This is a genomic window from Cruoricaptor ignavus, from assembly GCF_014961145.1.
GTDB classification, from domain to species: Bacteria; Bacteroidota; Bacteroidia; order Flavobacteriales; family Weeksellaceae; genus Cruoricaptor; species Cruoricaptor ignavus.
Map to the genome: position 1 here is coordinate 1,145,314 of NZ_CP063145.1, position 20,949 is coordinate 1,166,262.

At 48.3% G+C, this 20,949-nt stretch carries 25 protein-coding genes; 11 read left to right on the forward strand and 14 right to left on the reverse strand.

The window, feature by feature from the left end; translation table 11 throughout:
* The first annotated feature begins 52 nt into the window (after positions 1-52).
* From ileS to trpS, 6 genes are all read left to right on the forward strand, one after another.
* A complete protein-coding gene (ileS, locus tag IMZ16_RS05585; protein ID WP_193439216.1) occupies positions 53-3,562 on the forward strand; it encodes an isoleucine--tRNA ligase in 3,510 nt (1,169 codons plus the stop codon).
* An 11-nt stretch (positions 3,563-3,573) separates the two neighbouring features.
* A complete protein-coding gene (locus tag IMZ16_RS05590) occupies positions 3,574-3,954 on the forward strand; it encodes a TraR/DksA family transcriptional regulator (protein WP_193439217.1) in 381 nt (126 codons plus the stop codon).
* A gap of 69 nt (positions 3,955-4,023) precedes the next feature.
* A complete protein-coding gene (locus tag IMZ16_RS05595; protein ID WP_193439218.1) occupies positions 4,024-4,644 on the forward strand; it encodes a lipoprotein signal peptidase in 621 nt (206 codons plus the stop codon).
* Between the two features lie 20 nt (positions 4,645-4,664).
* Positions 4,665-4,964, forward strand: a complete 300-nt coding sequence (locus tag IMZ16_RS05600) for a nucleotidyltransferase family protein (protein WP_193439219.1) — start codon at positions 4,665-4,667, stop codon at positions 4,962-4,964.
* Positions 4,957-5,307 (forward strand): HepT-like ribonuclease domain-containing protein, encoded by a 351-nt coding sequence (locus IMZ16_RS05605; protein WP_193439220.1) that lies wholly within the window; start codon positions 4,957-4,959, stop codon positions 5,305-5,307. The genes IMZ16_RS05600 and IMZ16_RS05605 overlap by 8 nt, the downstream gene beginning before the upstream one ends.
* A 3-nt stretch (positions 5,308-5,310) precedes the next feature.
* On the forward strand, positions 5,311-6,279 hold the full coding sequence (trpS, locus tag IMZ16_RS05610) for a tryptophan--tRNA ligase (RefSeq protein WP_193439221.1): 969 nt from the start codon (positions 5,311-5,313) through the stop codon (positions 6,277-6,279).
* On the opposite strand, the gene IMZ16_RS05615 is transcribed toward trpS, so the two are convergent.
* The 6 genes from IMZ16_RS05615 to IMZ16_RS05635 all read right to left on the reverse strand — a co-directional run bounded on the left by IMZ16_RS05615 (position 6,276) and on the right by IMZ16_RS05635 (position 10,188).
* The gene (locus IMZ16_RS05615; RefSeq protein ID WP_193439222.1) at positions 6,276-6,968 is read right to left on the reverse strand and encodes a YjjG family noncanonical pyrimidine nucleotidase; all 693 of its coding nucleotides are present in this window, start codon (positions 6,966-6,968) and stop codon (positions 6,276-6,278) included. The two genes, trpS and IMZ16_RS05615, sit on opposite strands and share 4 nt — an antisense overlap.
* Before the next feature lie 32 nt (positions 6,969-7,000).
* Positions 7,001-7,135, reverse strand: coding sequence for a hypothetical protein (locus IMZ16_RS10430; RefSeq protein ID WP_262891486.1), 135 nt, complete (start codon positions 7,133-7,135; stop codon positions 7,001-7,003).
* A 48-nt stretch (positions 7,136-7,183) separates the two neighbouring features.
* Positions 7,184-7,774, reverse strand: a complete 591-nt coding sequence (locus IMZ16_RS05620; protein ID WP_193439223.1) for a sigma-70 family RNA polymerase sigma factor — start codon at positions 7,772-7,774, stop codon at positions 7,184-7,186.
* Positions 7,775-7,927: 153 nt separating this feature from the next.
* Positions 7,928-8,425, reverse strand: a complete 498-nt coding sequence (locus IMZ16_RS05625; RefSeq protein WP_193439224.1) for a hypothetical protein — start codon at positions 8,423-8,425, stop codon at positions 7,928-7,930.
* 97 nt (positions 8,426-8,522) lie between these two features.
* Positions 8,523-9,800 carry a methionine adenosyltransferase gene (metK, locus tag IMZ16_RS05630; protein ID WP_193439225.1) on the reverse strand — a complete coding sequence of 426 codons (1,278 nt, stop codon included), beginning with the start codon at positions 9,798-9,800 and terminating at the stop codon, positions 8,523-8,525.
* Positions 9,801-9,975: 175 nt separating this feature from the next.
* The gene (locus tag IMZ16_RS05635; RefSeq protein WP_193439226.1) at positions 9,976-10,188 is read right to left on the reverse strand and encodes a hypothetical protein; all 213 of its coding nucleotides are present in this window, start codon (positions 10,186-10,188) and stop codon (positions 9,976-9,978) included.
* Here IMZ16_RS05635 and IMZ16_RS05640 point away from each other — a divergent pair.
* The 5 genes from IMZ16_RS05640 to IMZ16_RS05660 all read left to right on the forward strand — a co-directional run bounded on the left by IMZ16_RS05640 (position 10,187) and on the right by IMZ16_RS05660 (position 14,217).
* A complete protein-coding gene (locus IMZ16_RS05640; protein ID WP_193439227.1) occupies positions 10,187-11,491 on the forward strand; it encodes a catalase in 1,305 nt (434 codons plus the stop codon). The genes IMZ16_RS05635 and IMZ16_RS05640 overlap by 2 nt on opposite strands.
* A gap of 33 nt (positions 11,492-11,524) precedes the next feature.
* On the forward strand, positions 11,525-12,292 hold the full coding sequence (locus IMZ16_RS05645; protein WP_193439228.1) for an enoyl-CoA hydratase/isomerase family protein: 768 nt from the start codon (positions 11,525-11,527) through the stop codon (positions 12,290-12,292).
* A gap of 91 nt (positions 12,293-12,383) precedes the next feature.
* Positions 12,384-12,815 carry a deoxycytidylate deaminase gene (locus tag IMZ16_RS05650; protein WP_193440806.1) on the forward strand — a complete coding sequence of 144 codons (432 nt, stop codon included), beginning with the start codon at positions 12,384-12,386 and terminating at the stop codon, positions 12,813-12,815.
* The gene (gene xerD / locus IMZ16_RS05655; protein ID WP_193439229.1) at positions 12,812-13,708 is read left to right on the forward strand and encodes a site-specific tyrosine recombinase XerD; all 897 of its coding nucleotides are present in this window, start codon (positions 12,812-12,814) and stop codon (positions 13,706-13,708) included. Before IMZ16_RS05650 ends, xerD begins: the two co-directional genes overlap by 4 nt.
* Entirely contained in the window at positions 13,705-14,217 is a 513-nt protein-coding gene (locus IMZ16_RS05660) for an NUDIX hydrolase (RefSeq protein WP_193439230.1), read from the forward strand. Before xerD ends, IMZ16_RS05660 begins: the two co-directional genes overlap by 4 nt.
* Here the strand turns inward: IMZ16_RS05660 and IMZ16_RS05665 are convergent.
* The 8 genes from IMZ16_RS05665 to IMZ16_RS05700 form a co-directional block, all read right to left on the reverse strand.
* On the reverse strand, positions 14,211-14,672 hold the full coding sequence (locus tag IMZ16_RS05665; RefSeq protein ID WP_317173197.1) for a heme-binding domain-containing protein: 462 nt from the start codon (positions 14,670-14,672) through the stop codon (positions 14,211-14,213). The two genes, IMZ16_RS05660 and IMZ16_RS05665, sit on opposite strands and share 7 nt — an antisense overlap.
* Entirely contained in the window at positions 14,653-16,287 is a 1,635-nt protein-coding gene (locus IMZ16_RS05670; RefSeq protein ID WP_193439231.1) for an Ig-like domain-containing domain, read from the reverse strand. Before IMZ16_RS05670 ends, IMZ16_RS05665 begins: the two co-directional genes overlap by 20 nt.
* A 24-nt stretch (positions 16,288-16,311) precedes the next feature.
* Positions 16,312-17,571 carry a serine hydrolase domain-containing protein gene (locus IMZ16_RS05675; protein ID WP_193439232.1) on the reverse strand — a complete coding sequence of 420 codons (1,260 nt, stop codon included), beginning with the start codon at positions 17,569-17,571 and terminating at the stop codon, positions 16,312-16,314.
* Positions 17,572-17,646: 75 nt separating this feature from the next.
* Complete coding sequence (locus IMZ16_RS05680) at positions 17,647-18,603, reverse strand: 2-hydroxyacid dehydrogenase (RefSeq protein WP_193439233.1); 957 nt, start codon at positions 18,601-18,603, stop codon at positions 17,647-17,649.
* A gap of 32 nt (positions 18,604-18,635) precedes the next feature.
* On the reverse strand, positions 18,636-19,145 hold the full coding sequence (locus IMZ16_RS05685; protein WP_193439234.1) for an acyl-CoA thioesterase: 510 nt from the start codon (positions 19,143-19,145) through the stop codon (positions 18,636-18,638).
* A gap of 15 nt (positions 19,146-19,160) precedes the next feature.
* Positions 19,161-19,715: a hypothetical protein gene (locus IMZ16_RS05690; RefSeq protein WP_193439235.1), complete on the reverse strand. Its 555-nt coding sequence runs from the start codon at positions 19,713-19,715 to the stop codon at positions 19,161-19,163.
* 45 nt (positions 19,716-19,760) lie between these two features.
* Positions 19,761-20,501 carry a sulfite exporter TauE/SafE family protein gene (locus IMZ16_RS05695; protein WP_193439236.1) on the reverse strand — a complete coding sequence of 247 codons (741 nt, stop codon included), beginning with the start codon at positions 20,499-20,501 and terminating at the stop codon, positions 19,761-19,763.
* Positions 20,486-20,947, reverse strand: coding sequence for a FixH family protein (locus tag IMZ16_RS05700; RefSeq protein WP_193439237.1), 462 nt, complete (start codon positions 20,945-20,947; stop codon positions 20,486-20,488). The genes IMZ16_RS05695 and IMZ16_RS05700 overlap by 16 nt, the downstream gene beginning before the upstream one ends.
* Positions 20,948-20,949: the final 2 nt, after the last annotated feature.

Genomic DNA, 20,949 nt, shown 5'->3' on the forward strand with positions numbered 1-20,949 from the left:
AAGACAAATTTTCATTATATTCGCAAACTTTAATTTTCGCAAGATTTGCAGGATGGAGACGAAGTTTGCAGAGTATAAAAGCCTGGACCTGAATGCGGTAGCAAGCCGCATCGCCAAGTTCTGGGACGAGAACGATACCTTTAAAAAATCGGTGGAAAACCGCGCCGGAAATCAGGAATTCGTGTTCTACGAAGGGCCGCCTTCTGCCAATGGCCTTCCGGGAATTCACCATGTGATGGCACGCTCGATAAAGGATATTTTCTGCCGCTTTCAAACTCAGAATGGAAAGCAGGTTTTCCGGAAAGCAGGCTGGGATACGCACGGTTTGCCCGTGGAGCTTGGCGTGGAAAAGGAGCTTGGCATCACGAAGGAAGACATCGGCAAAAAAATTTCTGTGGCAGATTACAACGATGCCTGCCGCAACGCCGTGATGCGCTACACCGATGTCTGGAACGATTTGACACGGAAAATCGGCTATTGGGTGGACTTGGAAAATCCGTACATCACCTATGAGCCGAAGTATATGGAATCGGTTTGGTGGCTACTGAAGCAGCTTTACGAAAAGGGCTTACTCTACAAGGGCTACACGATTCAGCCGTATTCACCGAAGGCTGGCACAGGGCTTTCTTCGCACGAGCTCAATCAGCCGGGAACTTACCGAGATGTAAGCGATACGACCGTTGTGGCGCAGTTTAAAATCCGGGAAATATCGGATGCTTTGCGCAAGAAGCTGCATGCTGGAAGCTTTGATTCTCAAGAAATTTCAGGAGCAACCTGTGGCGGTGCTTTGCATTGGGAAGAGTTTGATAACGAGAGGCAAGATAAAGGATATGAAACACAGGACATCCACATTTTAGCGTGGACGACAACGCCTTGGACTTTGCCTTCCAACACGGCGCTTGCCGTAGGGAAAGATATTGATTATGTACTGGTTAAAACTTTCAACCAATATACTTTTGAGCCGGTAAACCTCATTTTGGCGAAGGTTCTTCTCCAGAAAAATTTCGGCAAAAAATATCACGAAGCTGAAAACAACGAAGCCTTTACCCAATTCAAGGCGGAAGACAAAAGCATCCCTTATCAAATTCTCGCCGAATTCAAAGGCAGCGATTTGGAGGGCACAACTTATGAGCAACTGATTCCTTGGTTTACGCCGGATGAAGGTGCAGAAAAGGCTTTCCGCGTAATTACCGGAGATTTCGTGACTACGGAGGATGGTACAGGAATCGTGCACATTGCGCCTACTTTCGGTGCGGATGACGCAAGGGTTGCCAAGGAAAACGGCATTCCTCCAATGCTCGTGAAGGATGAGCACGGCAACTTGGTTCCGTTGGTTGATTTGCAGGGCAGGTTCATCAAGGGTGAAAATGTTCCCGAAGAATTTGCTGGAAAATACATTAAAAACGAATATTACGACGAAGGCGAAGCACCGGAAAAATCCTGGGATGTGCAGCTTGCAATTTTGCTGAAGGAACAGAACAAGGCCTTTAAAGTTGAGAAATATTCACACTCCTATCCGCACTGCTGGAGGACGGATAAGCCCGTACTTTACTACCCTTTGGATTCGTGGTTTGTGAAGATGACCGCCGTGAAAGACAGGCTGGTAGAGCTTAACAAAGAAATCAACTGGAAGCCGAAATCTACGGGAGAAGGCCGCTTCGGAAATTGGCTGGAAAATGTGAACGACTGGAATCTCTCACGCTCAAGATATTGGGGAATTCCGCTGCCTGTCTGGAGGACGGACGCTTCATCCGGGAAAAAGCAGGAAGAAAAGGTGATAGGTTCCGCGGAAGAACTTTACCAGGAAATCGAGAAATCTGTGGCGGCAGGCTTTATGGCGGAAAATCCGTTCAGAGGTTTTGAGCCGGGAAATATGTCCGATGAGAATTATGCAAAAATCGATTTGCATAAAAACATCGTGGATGAAATTACCCTGGTTTCTGATTCCGGAGAGCCGATGAAGCGGGAAAGCGATTTGATAGATGTGTGGTTTGATTCCGGTGCGATGCCGTATGCACAGCTTCATTATCCTTTTGAAAATCAGGAACTTATAGACGAAAGGAAAGCCTACCCTGCGGATTTTATTGCGGAAGGCGTGGATCAGACAAGGGGCTGGTTTTATACGCTGCACGCCATCGCAACTGCGGTTTTCGATTCGGTGGCTTACAAAAATGTGGTTTCTAACGGATTAGTGCTCGACAAAAACGGGCAAAAAATGTCCAAACGCTTGGGCAACGCCATTGACCCTTTTGAAACCCTGGAAAAATTCGGGCCGGATGCTACGAGGTGGTATATGATTTCCAACGCCAACCCTTGGGAAAACCTGAAATTCGACCTGGATGGCATAGATGAGGTGCGCCGCAAATTCTTTGGCACGCTTTACAACACCTACTCGTTCTTTGCGCTCTATGCCAATGTTGACGGCTTTAAATATGAAGAAAAAGACATCGAAAACCGCCCTGAAATTGACAGGTGGATTCTTTCCGAGCTGAATATTTTGGCGCGCGATGTGAAGGAATTTTACGAAGATTACGAGCCTACAAAAGCAACGAGGGCGATTTCCACCTTTGTGAACGACAACCTAAGTAACTGGTATGTAAGGCTTTGCAGGCGCAGATTCTGGAAGGGCGAGTACTCTGAGGACAAGATTTCGGCGTACCAAACGCTCTACACCTGCCTGGAAACCGTGGCGAAACTTTCCGCACCGGTTGCACCGTTTTTTATGGATGCGCTCTATCAGGATTTGAATGCCATCACCAAAAAAGATGCGGCAGAATCCGTGCACCTTACGGACTTCCCTGCCGTAAATGAGGCACTTATCGATCAAAATTTGGTGGAAAAAACACGGCTAGCACAGCAGATAACATCTATGGTGTTTTCATTAAGGAAAAAGGAAAACATCAAGGTTCGGCAGCCGCTGCAAAAGGTGATGATTCCTATTTTGGATAAAACTACGGAAGCGCAGATTCTGGCCGTGGCAGAACTCATTAAACAGGAAGTGAATGTGAAGGAAATCCAGCTGATCGACGGTGATGAAGCGGCGAATTTGATTGTTAAACAAATCAAGCCGAACTTTAAATCTCTGGGTGCAAGACTGGGCAAGGATATGAAAACCGTGGCAAATGAGATTTCTTCATTAAATCCTCAAAAAATTGCGGAATTCGAAAAATCAGGAACGATGGAAATCGGCAGTTATGAGATTGGTTTGGATGATGTGGAAATCACCACGAAAGACATTCCTGGCTGGACTGTTACCAGCGAAGGAAGAGTGACCGTAGCTCTGGATTTGAACATTACCGATGAACTGAAAGCCGAAGGAATTGCACGGGAATTCATCAACAGAATCCAGAATTTACGCAAGGACAAAGGTTTTGAGGTAACGGATAGGATTGAGATTTCCCTGGAAGAAAATATGGCATTCCGTAAGGAGCTTGAATTGAACGAAGGCTATATTTCCGGTGAAGTTTTGGCAGAAAAAATGAACTTCATCCCAGAAATTTCAGACGACGAAAACCTGGAAATTGATGATGTGAAATTCACAATAAAAATTAGTAAAATTTAAAAAATACGAAAATGACGGAAGAAAGAGCGAGATACAGCGATAAGGATTTGAAGGAATTCCGTGAGCTGATCCAGGCAAAAATTGAAAAGGCAGAGAGGGATTTGGCGCGGATTAATGAAAGTTTCATCAACGACCAGAACAACGGCACCGATGATACTTCGCCGACTTTCAAGGCGTTTGAAGAAGGTGCGGAAACACTGAGCAAGGAGCAAAACGCGATTTTGGCAGGGCGGCAGGAAAAATTCATCCGTGATTTGAAGCACGCCTTAATCCGCATCGAAAACAAGACCTACGGCGTTTGCAGAGTGACGGGCAAGCTGATCCCGAAGGAAAGGCTGCGCGCTGTGCCGCACGCTACGCTGAGCATCGAGGCGAAGAATATGCAGCGCTAATTTTCACCAAAAAATACCGTGAAACTTCTGCTTTTTTAAGCAGGAATTTTTAAAAATCTTAGAAGAACTTTGAAGAAAATCACACTCATCACGCTGCTGATTTTGCTGATAGATCAGGCATCGAAAATCTATGTGAAAACGCATTTCTACCTTGGCGAAAGCGTGGATGTTTTCCCGGGCTTCAAGCTCACTTTCGTGGAAAATCCTGGTATGGCGTACGGCTTTCATTTCGGCGGCCTACTTGGCAAATACCTGCTGGTAATCATCCGCATTTTCCTGATTGGCGGTATGGTTTACCTTTTCCGAAAATGGCTAAGGGAAGGCCGCACCACGAATTTCCTGCTGATACCGATGGCGATGATTTTCGCCGGAGCAATCGGCAACCTGATTGACGGGATGTTCTACGGTATGATTTTCGACAGCGGCACCGTGTACGATGAAGAGCTCGGCCGCTGGATTGATTACGGCGGCATTTCGAACCTTGTACCTTTTGGCAAAGGCTATTCGGCGTTTATGAAAGGCTGCGTGGTGGATATGCTGCATTTTCCACTGGTGGATACCCAAATCGGCAATACACGCATCGAATTTTTCAAATACATCTTTAATGTGGCGGATTCTGCGATAACCATCGGCGTTGCCTTGCTTCTGATTTTCAGGAAGAAAGCCTTTCCAAACGGACTGGATTTTTAGAATTCCTTACCTTTGAAACGATGGAAGGGCTGAATTTAACAGAAAAACAAATCCGTACGCTTTGCCAAGATCACAATGTGGAAGCACTCTACCTTTTTGGCTCGGCGCTCAATGATAATTTTAATGATGAAAGCGACATCGATTTTCTGGTAAAATTTCTGCCTATTGATTTGCAGCATTATTTCCGGAATTATCTTTCGCTAAAGGAAAATCTTGAAAACATTTCCGGCAGAGCTGTGGATTTGGTAGAAGAGCAGAGCATAAAAAACCCTATTTTCCGCAAAAATATTGACCGCTCAAAAGTAAAAATTTATGGATGAAGCTGTGCTGAAATATCTTCACGACATCCAAAATTCCATTCTGGAAATTAATTCTTATTTTGAAAACAGGCCAAAGGATTTCTTTGAATATCAGCAAAATACAATGCTGAAAAGGGCGGTGGAAAGGGATTTGGAAATTATAGGTGAAGCAATGAACAGGATTTTGAAAAAAGACTGTTCTATCACTGAGCAAATCCCGGAATCTCGTTCGATAATCAGCTTGAGAAACTTGGTAATCCACGCTTACGACAGTATTTCAGACGAAATTATCTGGTCCGTAATAATTCATCATTTGCCTAAATTACAGGGCGAAGTAGAACAACTCATCAATCATCAACAATAAAAAATGGCACGCATTCTCACCGGAATTCAGGCAACAGGCACACCGCATCTCGGGAATTTGCTCGGCGCAATCATCCCTGCCATCGAACTTTCCAAAAACCCGGACAACGAATCCTTCCTGTTCATCGCCAACCTGCATACGCTCACGCAAATCAAAAACGCGGATGAACTTCGCCAAAACACGCAGCAAATTGCGGCTGCCTGGCTGGCTTTCGGACTGGATACGGAAAAAACGCACTTCTACCGGCAAAGCGACATCCCGGAAGTTTGCGAGCTGTACTGGTATCTCTCCTGCTTTTTCCCGTACCAAAGGCTCACGCTGGCACATTCTTTCAAAGACAAAGCCGATAGGCTGGATGATGTGAACGCCGGGCTTTTCAGCTATCCGGTTTTGATGGCGGCAGACATCCTGCTGTACGATGCGGAAATTGTTCCCGTGGGAAAAGATCAGCTGCAGCATCTGGAAATGGCAAGGGATATTGGCGGAAGATTCAATCATCAAATGGGCGAAACCTTCGTGCTGCCAAAGGCTGAGCTGGAAGAAAGCACGAAATATGTGCCGGGAACTGACGGACAGAAAATGTCGAAATCGCGCGGCAATATCATCAATATTTTCCTGCCGGAAAAGCAGCTGAAAAAGCAGATAATGTCCATAGAGACGGATTCTACACCGTTGGAAGAACCGAAAAATCCTGACACCTGCAAAGTTTTCTCGATTTATTCCCTGATTGCTGATGAAATACAGACTGAGGATTTGCGCGAAAATTATCTTGCAGGAAACTTTGGCTACGGCCACGCAAAAACCGAGCTGTTGAATTTGATTTTGGATAAATTCTCCAAAGAGCGCGAAACCTTCAATTATTTCATCGAAAATCCTGCCGAGCTTGAAGAAAAACTAAAACACGGTGCCGAAAAAACTCGGCCAATCGCACAGGAAACTTTGGCAAGGGTTCGGGAAAGATTGGGGGTTTAGAAGAAATTTTTCAGTTCGTCCAATTTTTTGATGGTCGGAATTTCCGAATCGAAATCGTCATTAAAACGGTCGAAGAAAATCGCGGGAATTCCAAAGGCCAGTGCACCTTCAATATCGGCAATCCAATCATCACCTATCATTATCGAGTTGGTTTTCAATGCATTAGCCTTTTTTAGAGCGTGGGCATAAATTTCAGGCTGCGGTTTCCTGATGCCAATATCATCGGCAGAAGTTATCGTGCTGAAAAACTTTTTTATGCCGGAATTCTCGCACTTTCTCAGCGTTTCTTCACCAAAGCCGTTGGATAGGATATGCATCGTGAAGCCTTTATTCATCAGGTATTCCAAAATTTCAGCCGCACCTTCTACCAAATCGTTGAAATTCAGAATTTCTGAGAGAAAGGTATTTTCGAAAAACTGAGACAACCCTAAATCATCAATCCCGAAAAACTGGAAAGTATCGTAGAAACGGTGCTTCCGAAGGTACGCCTTGTCAATTTCCTTATCACGAATTTTCGCCCAAAGATTTTCGTTCACGGTGTAATATTCCCGATGAAATTCTTCAAACGAAATCCCGTGCAAATCCTGAATCCTTTCCCGTGTAAATATCTGATTTAAAGCAAGATAGGCATTCCGGCGATAATCCCACAAAGTATTATCAAGGTCAAAAAAAATGTGCTGAATTTCCACAGCACAAATGTAAGCAATTCCGTTTTCAGGCTTCAATTTTTACAGACTACCACCCTGCCTTTCGCAGTTTTCAGCGCCGCAAGGCTTTGGGAATAATTTAGTAAAAATCGGATGGTTTCAGGTTTCGGCATTGCAGCCTTCACACTTAAAGCGTCGATTTTCTTCATTCGCGAAAAATTTAGGTTTAAACCTAAAACGAAGAAAACCGGGAAATATTATTTCGTGAGCGTCACGGAATGCTCTTTCATTATTTTCCGCAGGTTCATCAGTGCGTAGCGCACCCTGCCCAAAGTTGTGTTGATGCTTGCATCGGTTTGCTCAGCGATTTCCTTGAAGCTCAGCCCGTCGAAAAACCGCAGCCTAATTACTTCCCTCTGATTTTCAGGAAGATAGGCAATTATTTTATGCAAATCTTCATTAATCTGCTGCTTCACCAAAATTTCTTCGATGCTTTCGGAAGGCTCTTTCAGCAGATCGAAAATCGAGAAATCCTCATTTTCATAGGTGGTTTCGGAAATGTGCTGCTGCTTGGTTTTCAGCCTGTAATGGTCGATAATCAGGTTGTACGCCACGCGTTTTGCCCAGATGATAAATTTCCCCTCCTCGCGGTATCTGCCTTCTTTCAGGGTAATGATGATTTTCACAAAGGTATCCTGAAACAGGTCATTTGCCAGCTCCTCATCTCTCACTTTTTTCAATATAAAGCTGAAAAGTTCGTCTTTATGGCGGCATATGAGGCTGGCGAGCGCTACTTCATTGCCAGCCTGATACTGCAGGATCAGCTGACTGTCGGGATCTGGAATCATAAAACACAGAATTATCGTGCAGCAATTCTGCAACTGCCATAAGCGCACGGGTTAATCTGTAGTTTTACTGAATATGGTTTCTTTTAGTAAATGTTTCGGTGCAAATATAAAATTTTCCAGGAACTGTTGAAATTTATTAAACAACATTCCCAATTATTTAAACAAATCCACCAGCAAAGGTATCGGCATATTCAGCGTAACGCCGATGTTCAGGCCCTCCAGTTTCTTGCCCTTCAGGGTCTGATTTTTATAGGCAAAGCCATACCCGCCGGTGATGTCCAGCATACCGGCAATATTGAAGCCCGCCTTCGGCGCGATATATTTATCCGTAGCCTCCGCGCCTGCGAGGAAATACCAGGAATGGTAGAAATCCACATTCCTCCGGAAGTTAAACAGCACATCTGCCTGCGCCTTCGGCATAATGGCGAATTCCGAATTGGAAGACCCCATAAGCGCTGCCGCCCCCACACGGAATGCAACATCATCATGGCGCAACAGCAGAATGCGCCCCCCTACCTCGCCGAACCCGCTGTTCTGATAAACATAGCCGATATGCACGAATTTATGCATCGTAAGCGGCTCCTGCGAACGAACCTGGGCATACAAGGAAAAATTGATAAGGAAAAAAAATACGGCAATCAGCTTTTTCATCTATTTAAAATCTGGGCGTAAATTTAAAACTTATCTTAAAATAAAAACCGCCTCCAGAGAAACGGTTTTCAACCTATACCTATACCAAGGAATATCATTAAATTCCGAAGGCCTTTTTAATATCATCCACCCTGTCCAGCTTCTCCCAGGTGAAAAATTCCAGATTTTCAATAGTTCTGGATGTCCCGTCCGGCTTGGTGAAGGTTTTGGTCTCCACCTTATGCTCGCGCCCCATGTGGCCGTACGCCGCCGTCACCTGATAGATTGGGTTGCGAAGCTTCAGATTTTGCTCGATAGCATAAGGCCGAAGATCGAAAAGCGCATTGATTTTCTCCGCAATCTCCCCGTCGGTAAGCTCTACTTTGGCGGTGCCATAGGTATCCACAAAGAGGCCGCACGGCTGCGAAACCCCGATAGCATAAGACACCTGCACCAGCACCTCATCCGCCACGCCTGCGGCTACCAGGTTTTTCGCGATGTGGCGCATGGCGTATGCCGCACTCCTGTCCACCTTGGAGGGGTCTTTTCCGGAGAATGCTCCTCCGCCGTGCGCCCCCTTACCGCCGTAGGTATCCACGATGATTTTACGACCAGTGAGCCCCGTGTCCCCATGCGGGCCGCCAATTACGAACTTGCCGGTCGGGTTGATGTGGTAAGTGATTTCGTTTGTAAAAAGCTTGGCGATTTCCGGCTTCTGGCGAGCGCGCACCGCAGGGATGAGAATGTTGATAATGTCACTTTTAATTTTTTCCAGCATTGCGCCCTCGCTGGCGAACTCGTCGTGCTGCGTGGATACCACGATGGTATCGATGCGCTGCGGCTTATGATCATCGGAATACTCTATGGTCACCTGCGCCTTGGCATCCGGGCGGAGGTAAGGTATGGTGCCGTTTTTGCGAAGGTTGGCGAGTTCGTACATCAACTCGTGGGCTAGGTCCAGCGCAAGGGGCAGATAGTTATCCGTCTCGCTAGTAGCGTAGCCGAACATCATCCCCTGGTCGCCGGCGCCCTGCTTCTCGGCCTTGGTTTCAAAATCATCGTCCTCGGAGGCGCGGTCCACGCCCTGATTGATGTCTCCGGACTGCTCGTGGATGGCGGAGATGATGCCGCAGGAATCGCCGCTGAACATATATTCGCCCTTGGTGTAGCCAATATCGTTGATGACTTTGCGTGCGATGGACTGCACATCCAGGTAGGTTTCGGACTTTACTTCGCCGGCGAGCACTACCTGCCCGGTGGTGACGAGGGTTTCGCAAGCCACTTTGGACTGCGGGTCGAAGGCCAGGAAGTTGTCAATCAGCGCGTCGGAGATCTGGTCTGCTACTTTGTCCGGATGCCCTTCGGATACGGATTCTGATGTGAATAGGTAGGACATAATTTCTTTTGTTTTTAAAATTTGCCCCGCGTGGATTTAGCTGCGCAACTACAAAAGAAACTAAAATAGAGAATCTGTTTTAGCATTTTTTTGCGAGGTTGCAAGCAGTCAAATTTTTCCTCGGGGTTTTATAGCGGCAAAGGTAGTTTCTTTTTTTTAATCTGAAAAGTCTTCTTTATGATTTTTGGCAGGTGTGAGCCGATGCGCGCGCCCCGGATAGCAGCGGATACCCCGCAGGGAGCCGCGGAGCGAAGCGGAGCGGCGATACGAGGAGTAGGAGCGGATAGCCGGAAATGGCGCCCAAAATATTGCCGAACGCGGGGATGCCCATCGAAGTTGTAAAAATTTTAAAGTAAATTTGATTTCTGAAACTAAAAAATACCGCCATGGAGGGTAATAATATACGGAACAAGGCGCGCACGGAGCAGCCAAAACCGGTAATGAGCGATTTCCTGCTGCAGGAGGAGCTTGCGGGCTTCGTACGGGAGCGCATCCCAGAGCGCGTGGTATTCGCCGGGGGGGCGGGGGCGTACGGCACATTCACCACCTCGGCGGACCTGTCTCGCTACACAAGGGCGGAACTTTTTTCCAAAGCCGGGAACAGCTGCCGGATTTTCGCGAGATTTTCTTCTTTTTTCAATGAGAAAGGCACGCCGGACGGGGTGCGGGATGTGCGTGGATTCGCGGTGAAATTTATGCCAGAGGGCGGCGTGTGGGATCTTGCGGGGCAGAATTTCCCTGTGAGCTTCGTGGAAGATCCGGGGAAGTTTAAAACCCTGGTGCATGTGCTGAAAAAGAATCCCGAAACGAATACGGAGAACCGCGCCGCGGCCTGGGAGTTTTTTTCGCAGAATCCGGAGACGCTGCACCTGCTGCTAATGCTTTTTTCCGAGCGGGGGATCCCGGCGGGATACGGCAATATGGATGGCTTCGGGGTGAATACTTTTTCCTTCGTTAATGAAAATGAGGAAATTTTCTGGGTGAAATTTCACCTGAAAACCCGGCAGGGCATAAGGAATTCCGAAGAGGAAAATCCCAGCAGGCTGAATTTTGCGCAGTCGCTGGTGGATGATGTATCCTCGGGGAATTTCCCGAAGTGGAAAATGTATGCGCAAATAATGACGCCAGAGCAGGCACACGCGCTGGACTGGAACCCTTTTGACCCGACAAGGGTATGGCCGCACGGGGATTTCCCGCTTGCCGAGCTTGGCGAACTGGAACTGAGCAGCCTGCCAAAAAATTATTTCGAGGAAGTGGAGAAAGCCGCATTCTCCCCTACCAATCTCATCGACGGTATCGGGATCTCCCCGGACAGAAATCTTCAGGCGCGCCTCTTTGCCTACCGAGACGCGCAGCGCTACAGGCTGGGCACGCAGGCTGCGCAGCCACAGAGCAGCAGCCCCCATATCCTCGGAGATTTCTCGCAGTACGAAACGGTTTCCTATCCGCAAGATCCCTACACCCAGTGCGGCCTATTCTATACCAAGGCCCTGAAAACGGATGAGGAACGCAGCAGGCTTGCCGAGAACATTGTGAAAAGTATGATGGAAATTTCCTCCCCGCGTAAAAATGATATTATTTTCCGGCAACTGTGCCACTTTTTCCGCGCAAATGTGGAGCTCGGGATGAAGATTTCAACCGGGCTGGGCATCAATATTGATATGAATATGATGAGCCACGCGGGTTTTTAGCTTAATTTTATCAAAAATTAAATTTCAAAAAAAATGAATTTCGAAAATATCATCACAGAAAAAGATGGAAGAATCGCCACAGTCACCATCAACCGGCCGCAGGCACTGAATGCACTGAATGCCGCGACCATCCGGGAACTCAGCGAAGCATTTGAGGAACTTGGAAACGATGCGGATGTGCGCGCCATCATCCTGACAGGGGCGGGAGAAAAATCCTTCGTCGCGGGAGCGGACATCAAGGAATTCAGTGATTTTGGCGAAGAAAAGGCTACCGAACTTTCCAGAAAAGGGCACGAAAGCCTTTTTAACAAAATTGAAAATCTGAAAAAACCAGTGATTGCGGCGGTAAACGGTTTCGCGCTGGGCGGCGGGCTGGAACTGGCGATGAGCTGCCACATCCGCTACGCTTCGCAGAATGCGAAACTCGGTCTGCCGGAAGTTACGCTTGGGTTAATACCTGGCTATGGCGGCACGCAAAGGCTGCCGAGGCTGGTGGGCAAAGGGCTTGCGAACGAAATGATTTTTTCTGCGAAAATGATTTCTGCCGAAAGAGCGAAGGATATTGGCCTGGTAAATGAAGTATTTTCTGCGGAGGATCTTCTGCCAAAAGCCAAAGAACTCGCCGAAACCATCGCGAAAAATTCACCGATGGCTATTGCCAAAGCCATCGAAGCCGTGAACCTTTCGGACGGCCCGGAAGGTTTTGAACGGGAAATAAAATCCTTTGGCGAACTTTTCGAAATGGATGACAAGAAAGAGGGCGTGGCTGCATTTTTGGAAAAAAGGAAGCCGGAATTTTAGTAATGGACGAAGAACTCATTCTTCAGGAGAGGGCTTTTCTGGGCAATCTGCTCCTGGGCGAAAATCCCGAAGTAAATCTTAAAAATTGACCATTACAAAATTTGACAAAGCATATTTAAAAATGGCTCAGGAATGGGCGAAACTTTCCTATTGCCAGAGGAAAAAAGTAGGCGCGCTCATCGTGAAAGATAGGATGATCATCTCCGATGGGTACAACGGGACGCCTTCAGGCTTCGAAAATGAGTGCGAGGATGAAAGCGGAAATACCCATTGGTATGTGCTTCACGCTGAAGCCAACGCGATCCTGAAACTGGCTAAGTCCACACAGTCTGCAGAAGGTGCCACTCTCTACCTCACTCTTTCGCCGTGCCGAGAGTGCAGCAAACTCGTGCTGCAGGCGGGCATCCGAAGGCTTGTCTACATCGATGATTACTCGGATCGCAGCGGTATTGCCTTCCTGAAAGATCGGGGCGTGGAGGTATTGCAAATCCCGCAAATACAACTGATGAGCGACGAAATATGAGGTGGGAAGATAGTATTTCTGATTTTGAAAACTACCTGAAGTTCGAGCGAAATCTTTCTCAAAACACCGTCGCCGCCTACCGCCGCGATGTCGTTAAACTGAAAAATCTCGCTGAAGACACCTCGCCCGAAACCCTCAGCTACGAGCAGCTGCAGGAGATACTGTACAGGCTCAGCCGGGAGGGCCTCGGCGAGAGGACGCAGGCACGCTGGATTTCCTCGATGAAAACCTTTTTTAAATGGATGCTGGAGGAGGATTTCCGCAGTGACAATCCCTCCGCCCTGCTAGAAACGCCTAAGCTCGGCAAGTATCTGCCCGATACGCTCAGCTTTAACGAAATAGAAAAAATGATCGCCGCCATAGACCGGAGCGAGCCCACCAGCGAGCGGAACCGCTGCATAGTGGAAGTGCTCTACGGCTGCGGATTGCGCGTCTCCGAGCTGGTAAATCTGAAAATTTCAGACATCAATTTCAAAGAAAACTACATCCGCGTGCTGGGCAAGGGTTCCAAAATCCGTCTTGTGCCGCTTGCCGATTTCACGGCAGAAGTCATTACCGCTTACAAAACCGGCGCACGGGCAGCGGGCATCATTCAGGCCAATTTTGAAGACTTCCTTTTCCTGAACAGAAACGGGCGACCGCTCACCAGAAATATGGTTTTCATCATCATAAAAAATCTCGCCGCGCAGGCGGGCATCCGCAAGAACATTTCGCCACACACCTTCCGCCACTCCTACGCCACGCACCTGCTGCAGAACGGCGCAGACCTCCGGTTTATCCAGGAAATGCTAGGCCACAGCAGCATTACCACCACAGAAATTTACACACACCTGCAGACCAGGGAGCTGCGCGATGCGATCCTGAACTGCCACCCAAGAAATAAAAAAATATGAAGCAAATGAGATTCTGTCCGCAATGCGGCAACAAAAGCCTCCGCTGGGATGGCGAGAAAAAATGGGACTGTCCGGATTGCGATTTTGTTCTGTTTCACAACTGTGCGGCGGCAGTGGCCGTGGTGGTGAAATGCGGTGAGGAAATTTTGCTGACGCGTAGAAACCAGGAGCCCTGCAAGGGGAAGCTGGATCTGGCTGGGGGCTTCTCCGATCCCGGGGAATCGGCTGAGGAAACCTGCGCCAGGGAGCTGCGGGAGGAACTGAAACTGGAAGCCGCGCCGGGGGATTTTAAAATCCTCTGCACTATGCACAATGTGTATCATTACAAAGGCATCGACTACAATACGCTTGATATTTTCTTTGAGCTGAATCTCGCGGAGAAACCGGATTTCACCCTTGCCGAAGAAGAAATCGGAGAAGTACTCTGGCTAAAGAAATCAGAAATAAAGCCGGAAGAAATCGCCTTTGAATCCCAGAAAAAATTCTTCCGGGAATATCTTGCTCAGTAGTTGCCGCTCTTCAGCAGCCCGTCGAAATAGCTGATCAGCAGCTTGCTCTGTGCCTCGCTGAGCCGCGCATCGGGATGCTGCGCCACATAGCCCGGCAGCGGCATCCGCTTCTCGATAATGTCTGCCGAGGAATTTCGAAGCATACTTTGCTTCAGGTTATCATTGTAAGTGCCCCACTCGGAAAAATTTAGGTGGCGGCGGCCGGAATTGATGTGATTTTTTAATGACCAGGAAATTGGCGCTACATAAGCGTAGTCGGGGTAAACAGTCTCGTTAGAGTGGCAGTCGTAGCAGGAATTTTTCAGCAGCTCGGCGATTTCCGGCGGAGTCTGCATCAGGTCTATGAAATTTTCACTTTTTTTCACCGGTTTATTGGTTCTGTCTACCGGGATGAACTGAATGAGCGCAAAAACAATCAGCGACCAGTAGAGTATGTTAAGAAGTTTTTTCATCATTTCTCAAATCCCAGGTTTCTACCATTTCCCAAAGCGCGCGGATTTCAACTGGCTTTTTGTAAATGTACACATCTTCTGCAGGCGTCCCCGACTGAAAATCAGCATAATCGTACACTCCGTTGCCGTCATTATCCACCAAGATCCTCGCGGTGTACCGCCCCGGTTTCAGCGCGGAAAATTTTATCAAGCCTCCCTGTGTAAATTGGGAGTAAACTGGCTCAAATCTTTCATCCAGCAGCTGGAACCAAAATTTCGAATCCGGCGCATTTTTCAGTTGAAATGTGATGGTGCCGAAATCTTCGCGGCGGGCGGTTTCAAACTCAAAGCGATAAGAACTGGCGGGGCTCTCGTAATAGCTTCTCACGCTTCCTTTCGGGATATCCAGCTGCCACCGCCTAGATGGCTCAAACTGAGATTTTACCAGAATTTTAAAGGGGTTGTCCGGAGAAATTTCGGCGGTAAATTGCTGGTTTATACTGTCTGATTTCAGCGTCCATTTCTGGGTATCAATGGCGTGGATTTCATAATTGGAAACGATTTCAAAACTGTTTTCCGGATGAATGGAGCCGCCGCTGTAGCTCTGCAGCGTCATCTCATTTTTAGGGCTCATCCGATAGAAAATGGAAGCCGTGCCGCTAAGAGTATCCGCCCTGTAGCGGAATTTCAGGTTTTCACTTTTGCCCTGCCCAAGGTTCTGTGCCTGCGCATCGAACCAGATACGCACGCTGTCGGATCTCGTTCTGTGTGTGGTTTTGTATTCCGTGAGCCTTTCATCTTCCGGGGAAATTTCCACCTGCTCCGGCCCGCCCTCGAAAAGCATCAGGATACCGCCAGGCACCTCCCGCGCTTCGGAGAACCTCAGCCTTTTTTTTACGGGCATCAGGCTCAGTTTCATCCCTGAAATATTTTCATTTAAATCAAAACCGCTTTTCAGAAATGCCACCGATTCCTTGCCGGCATCGTAAGCGGAATTCTGATTTTCATCATTGAAAGCCAAAATTCGGTACCGCCCCTCCGCAAGGTAAGACAATTCGAAATACCCGTCTGGGTCGGCCCTGGTGATGTAGTAAGGTTTTTTGGTAAAATCTGCCCGGCCTGCCGTTTCAGGGTAAAGCCCCACCACAATATTGCTCTTCGGGTCCCGCTGCTCGGCTCCGCTGCCCTTCATCGCGTCGGAAACCTCGCCGCTGATGTAGAGGTTATCAATCTCAGGCCCCGTGGAAAAGGCAAAATTGAAATACGGTAGAGCGTTCCCCTCGTTCAGGTCTGCAATGGCATTCCCAAAATTGAAACTGTAGGTGGTGTTTGGCTGCAGATCCTCCTCCCACCGGATTAGGATGTACCTGTTGCCAAGGTTGCTGGGCAGTATCCTTTTAATGCGCCTTATCTCCGGGGTAATGGTAAGGTTACGGCTAATGTCCCTCAGCGTGATGAGCTCATTAAACTCCAGCCTCAGCTCGCGCAAATCGGTAGGTACATTTATTCGTGTGGAGTCTATATTTGCCTTTACAAACTTCGGGGCTATGGTATCCCTCGCACCGCCCACGGGCGAACCCACTCGGGCGCAACTGCCGAGGACCAGGGCGAAAAATATGAGAGAAAGCCAGCGCTTCATTAGAAAAATTTACACAAAAATAGGCTATTCGGAGTAAACTTCGGCACTGTCTGCCTGCTGGGGATTCGCGTGCAGCTCTTTTCTCAGCCGGTCTGCTTCCGGCGGAAAATCTTCAAACATCGAGGAAATCGCCAGCGCAGAATACACCCTCCTGGAATATTTATTCCCAATGGCAACGATGGTGGCTTTGCTCTTCGGCAAATGCGCGAAAACCGCGTTGCTGCCGTGCCACCAGCCGTTGTGGTAAGTGAGTTTTTCGCCATTATCAAAAATCTTCATGCGGAAGCCAAGCCCATAATTGTTCACCCCCGGTTTTTCGGTGCTGTACGGCTGGAAAATCCTATCCATCAGATCCTTTCTAAGAAATTTTTCGGAAAACATTGCCTGGGAAAACCGCAGCAGATCCCGCGGCGTGGAATAGACATTTTTATCTCCGTACACAAGGTCTAGCCGGTCTAGCGCAAACTGCTTCGGCCCTTTCGGGTAGAAGGACGGTGTGGCGGTAGCGGAATCTTTTCCCATAAAAATGAAGCTGCGCGACATTTTCAGCGGCTGGAATAGCATGATCTGCATAGCCTCTGGGAAAGGCTTTTTCGTGATTTTTTCTATGATGAGCGCCAGCATCGTATAGTTGGTATTGCAGTACATAAAGCCCGTGCCGGTAGGCCGCGCCAGGGGCGGCTGGTATCGGATGAGGAGATTCAGGATGTCCCTGTTGGTAAGGAATTTTTTGCTGAGCTCCTCCGGCACAGGTTTTAGTTTTTCGATGAAATATTCGTATTTCGGCAAGCCGCTCCTCTGGCTGAGCAGCGTGAAAACTGTGACTTCGGGATACGGAAATTCCGGGAAGAATTTCGTGACCTTGTCCTCCAGGCTGAGTTTGCCGGTTTCTACCAGTTTCAGCGCTACCACCGCTGTCATCGGCTTGCTCACGGAGGCTATGTGCATCGGCGTTTCGGCATCTATCGGCTCGGTATTAGGCCCGTAGCGGTGGCCGCGGTACTCTTCCAGCAAAACATCATCTGCCTTCGCCACCAGAATACCTCCCCAAAGGTCGCCCGCCTCCCACACGGATTTATAATAATCCTGCAGCTCCGCTACCTTTGCCTGGCGGTCGGGCATTTGCCGGTCTCTTTCCGAGAAAATTTTGCTGAAATCCACCTCGCTGAAATCGCCGTACTCCGGCGCCGCGCTGACCGGCTCTTTCCTCAGTTCTTCTTTTTTTTTGCAGGAAAGCAGGCTTATAAAAATCAATATTACCCAATGAAACTTCCGGATTCTCATTCAGAAATAAAAGGTAGCAATTTACTGGAAAATGTCGCAATGGCGAAACTGTATTCTTTTAAAATTTTCTTAAAATTAATCTCCTGCCAGGGTGCCGGAATAGAGTTTTAGTATCTTTTCGACTATGACTTTTGCCAGTTTTTCCTTGCTCTCGCGCGTCCAACCGGCGATGTGCGGCGTGATGATAACTTTCTCGGAATCAAGGAGAAATTGGAGGTTCTCGTCCGCGGCTTTCAGGTTTTCAAAGGAGGATTTTTCATACTCCAGCACATCGAGCGCGGCACCCTTTATTTTTCCCGATTGTATGCCGGATGCCAGGTCTGCAGTATTTACATTCTCCCCCCTCGCAGTATTGATGAAGTAAAAAGGCTTCTGCATTTTTCGTATAAATTCCTCATTTATCAGGTAGCGCGTCTCGGCACTCAGCGGAATATGCAGGCTCAGGATATCCGCCTGGTTCTGAAGCTCTTCCAGAGATACCTGCTTGGCAAATCTATCTCCAAGCCCAGAAACTATATCGTGGAAAATCACCTCGCAGCCAAAGCCCGAGAGCCGCTTCGCGGTAGCCTTCCCCATATTTCCGTAGCCTATGATTCCGAAAGTTTTCCCCAAAAGCTCCTCGCCGCGGTTTTCCTCCCGTAGCCAGATGCCGTTTTTTACTTCGCTGGAGGAAATAATCAGCCTGTTCATCAGCGTGAGCAACATACCGAGGACATGCTCGGCAAGGGCATCGCGGTTGCCCTCGGGCGCGTTCAGGAGTGCGATGCCGAGCCGCCCTGCCGCACCTGTATCGATGTTTTCCATCCCCGCACCTACCCTTGCGATGAATTTTAGGTGGGGAGCATTTTCCAGAAAATTTTCATCCAGAGGAATTCTGCTGCGGATGATGATTCCTTCAAAATCGTTTATTTTTTTTAAAACCTCGTCATAGTTTGAAGAAAAGTCATCATAAATTTGAAAGCCCCGAGCCGAAAGCTCTTCGGCAATCAATGGATGATTCCTGTCCAGCTGCAGAATTTTCCCGGAGTTCATTCAATTTTTTTTCTGATTTTAGAATTGGTAAATTACTCAAAAATCTTCCTCAGCTCGGCAGAATCTTTCGGCTTCATACGCCCGGAAAGCACGAGCGACAGCTCTTTGCGGCGCTGGGCAGATTCGTACCGCTCTTTTTCCTGCTCGCTCTCGGGCTCTATGGGCGGTACCGGCGCAGGTTTTTTGTCCTCGTCTATTGCCACGAAGGTATAGATGCCCTCATTGGTGTGAATCCGTTCACCGCGGATGGGATCGTCCAGCCAGACATCCACATAAATCTCCATGGAGGTGGAGAACGCACGCGTGACCTTGGACTCCACAATTACGATGCCCCCAAGGGGGATCGGCTTGTGAAACGAGACATGATTTACCGAGGCGGTCACGACATTTTTGTTGCAGTGGCGCGTTGCAGAAATGGATGCGCAGCGGTCCATACGCGCCAGAAGTTCACCACCAAACAGGTTGTGAAACGAATTGGTTTCGTTTGGCAGTACAATGTTGGTCATTACCGTAAGGGATTCAGAAGGTTTTTTTGGATTCATGGCTTCAAAAGTAAGTTATTCCCAAAAAGGGCTTAATGCAAAATATTCGCAGCCGATAAGATAGGCATTAATTAAAACCAACAAAACAATCAGTAGCCACCACAGCCAGCCGAGTTTTTTTTGAATTCTGGCGGGTGGTCCTTGTATTTTTGGGATTGAGTTTGGGTTTATTTTCGGAAGATGAATTTCCTCCAGCCCGAAAAAATTATCCGCGGGATAGGGCTGAAAGTTTTCCGCGGCTGGCGTAGAGCTCCCGGCGAAAGAGCCAAGTGGCGCAAGATCCAGTTGAGAATTAATTTCGAGTGTAGAAAGCCAGGTAATGACTTCGTTTGTCACAAATTTTTCTGCTTCAGTGATATCCAGATGATTTTTTTGAGCAAAAAAATGAAGGAATTCGGCTGAAGCATCGCCGCCTTTCTCAAAAGAAATGATAGTAGCGGGAGGTTTCAGCACCTGATCTTCTTCCAGCAGGGTTGCTGGGTTTTGCCTTGAAACAAAGGTACCGAAGCGCGGCACGGCACAGCGGCCGTTTGCGTTTAAAAATTCAAAAATATCTTCTGGCAAATTCATTGATGGCAAAAATAGCTGAATTTTGTTAGCCTTCAAAATAGGCTGCTAATGACAGCTGTGGCCCTGCGTTTTGCCCGCTTCATCGTGATCGTGCTGAATCTGCAACGCCTCTGGCTTTGGGGAGATGTAAGGAATCCCGAGCTCGAGCCCGCGCAGTATAAACAGCCCGCCCAGGAGGAACATTATCACTGGAATGATTTTCAGCACCGCGGTACGGAAATTTTTGGAAATCATTCCGCCTGCGAGCGCTACGGCAAACATAAAGGGCAGCGTGCCGAGCCCGAAGAGGAGCATATAGAGCGCGCCCCCTGCGATGCCGCCAGCCGCTAGCGATGCGGTAAGCGCCATATAGACCATGCCGCAGGGCAGCAGGCCATTCAGCACGCCGGTGAGGAATCTGGAGGAGTAGCCTGTTTTCTGCAGCTGCCTCCCGAGGGCTATTTTCACCTTTACCAAAACGCCCGATACTTGGGGAATTTTTGTCACAAAATCTTGGCCGCCGAATGAGAGAGCAGCCATAAGGATAAGAACTGCCCCACTGAAGATGGTGAGGTAGCTTTGCAGGCCGGCCAGCTCAAACCCTTTCCCGAGGATCCCGAGCAGGGCGCCAAGCAGCGCGTAGGTAAAAATTCTTCCCAGCTGGTACGCCAGATTTTTTAAAACAAGCCGCCCTGCTTTCGCCCCGGAAAGCCCGAGGGATAGCGCGATGGGCCCGCACATACCGATGCAGTGGAATCCCGAGGCAAAGCCGAGCGCCAGAGCGGAGAAAATTAACGGGGCATCCATAGTACATCGTAATCAATCTGATAATCTAGCGCGTCCTTCGTCCAGAGCATTTTCAGCGTGTAGCTGCCAGGCTTGAGGATTTTTGCCGGAAGGTAGACTGAATTGTTCTTGTCCAGCTTTATTTTGGCATTTACATCATAGCGGCGGTCATCCGTACGGAAGAGGTTGAAGGAGAATTTCGAGTTGGAATTATTGATGCTCTCCGGGAAGCGGATGGTAATGCCGCCTTTGTCCTGGCTGTACTCGGGCTTCTCCGCGAGTCCGTCGGCGCGGTTTTTTGCATCTATTACATTCTGATACACGAGTTCTTCCTCGTAGTAATTATCAGAAACCATTTCTGCATTCTGCTTCCCTATGGGGAAGAGAAAGATCATACCCAGTATAAAAATAATGAAGGACGCCAGGGCGGCGATGATGCCGTGCCCCCAGTGGAATCTTTTAAACATAC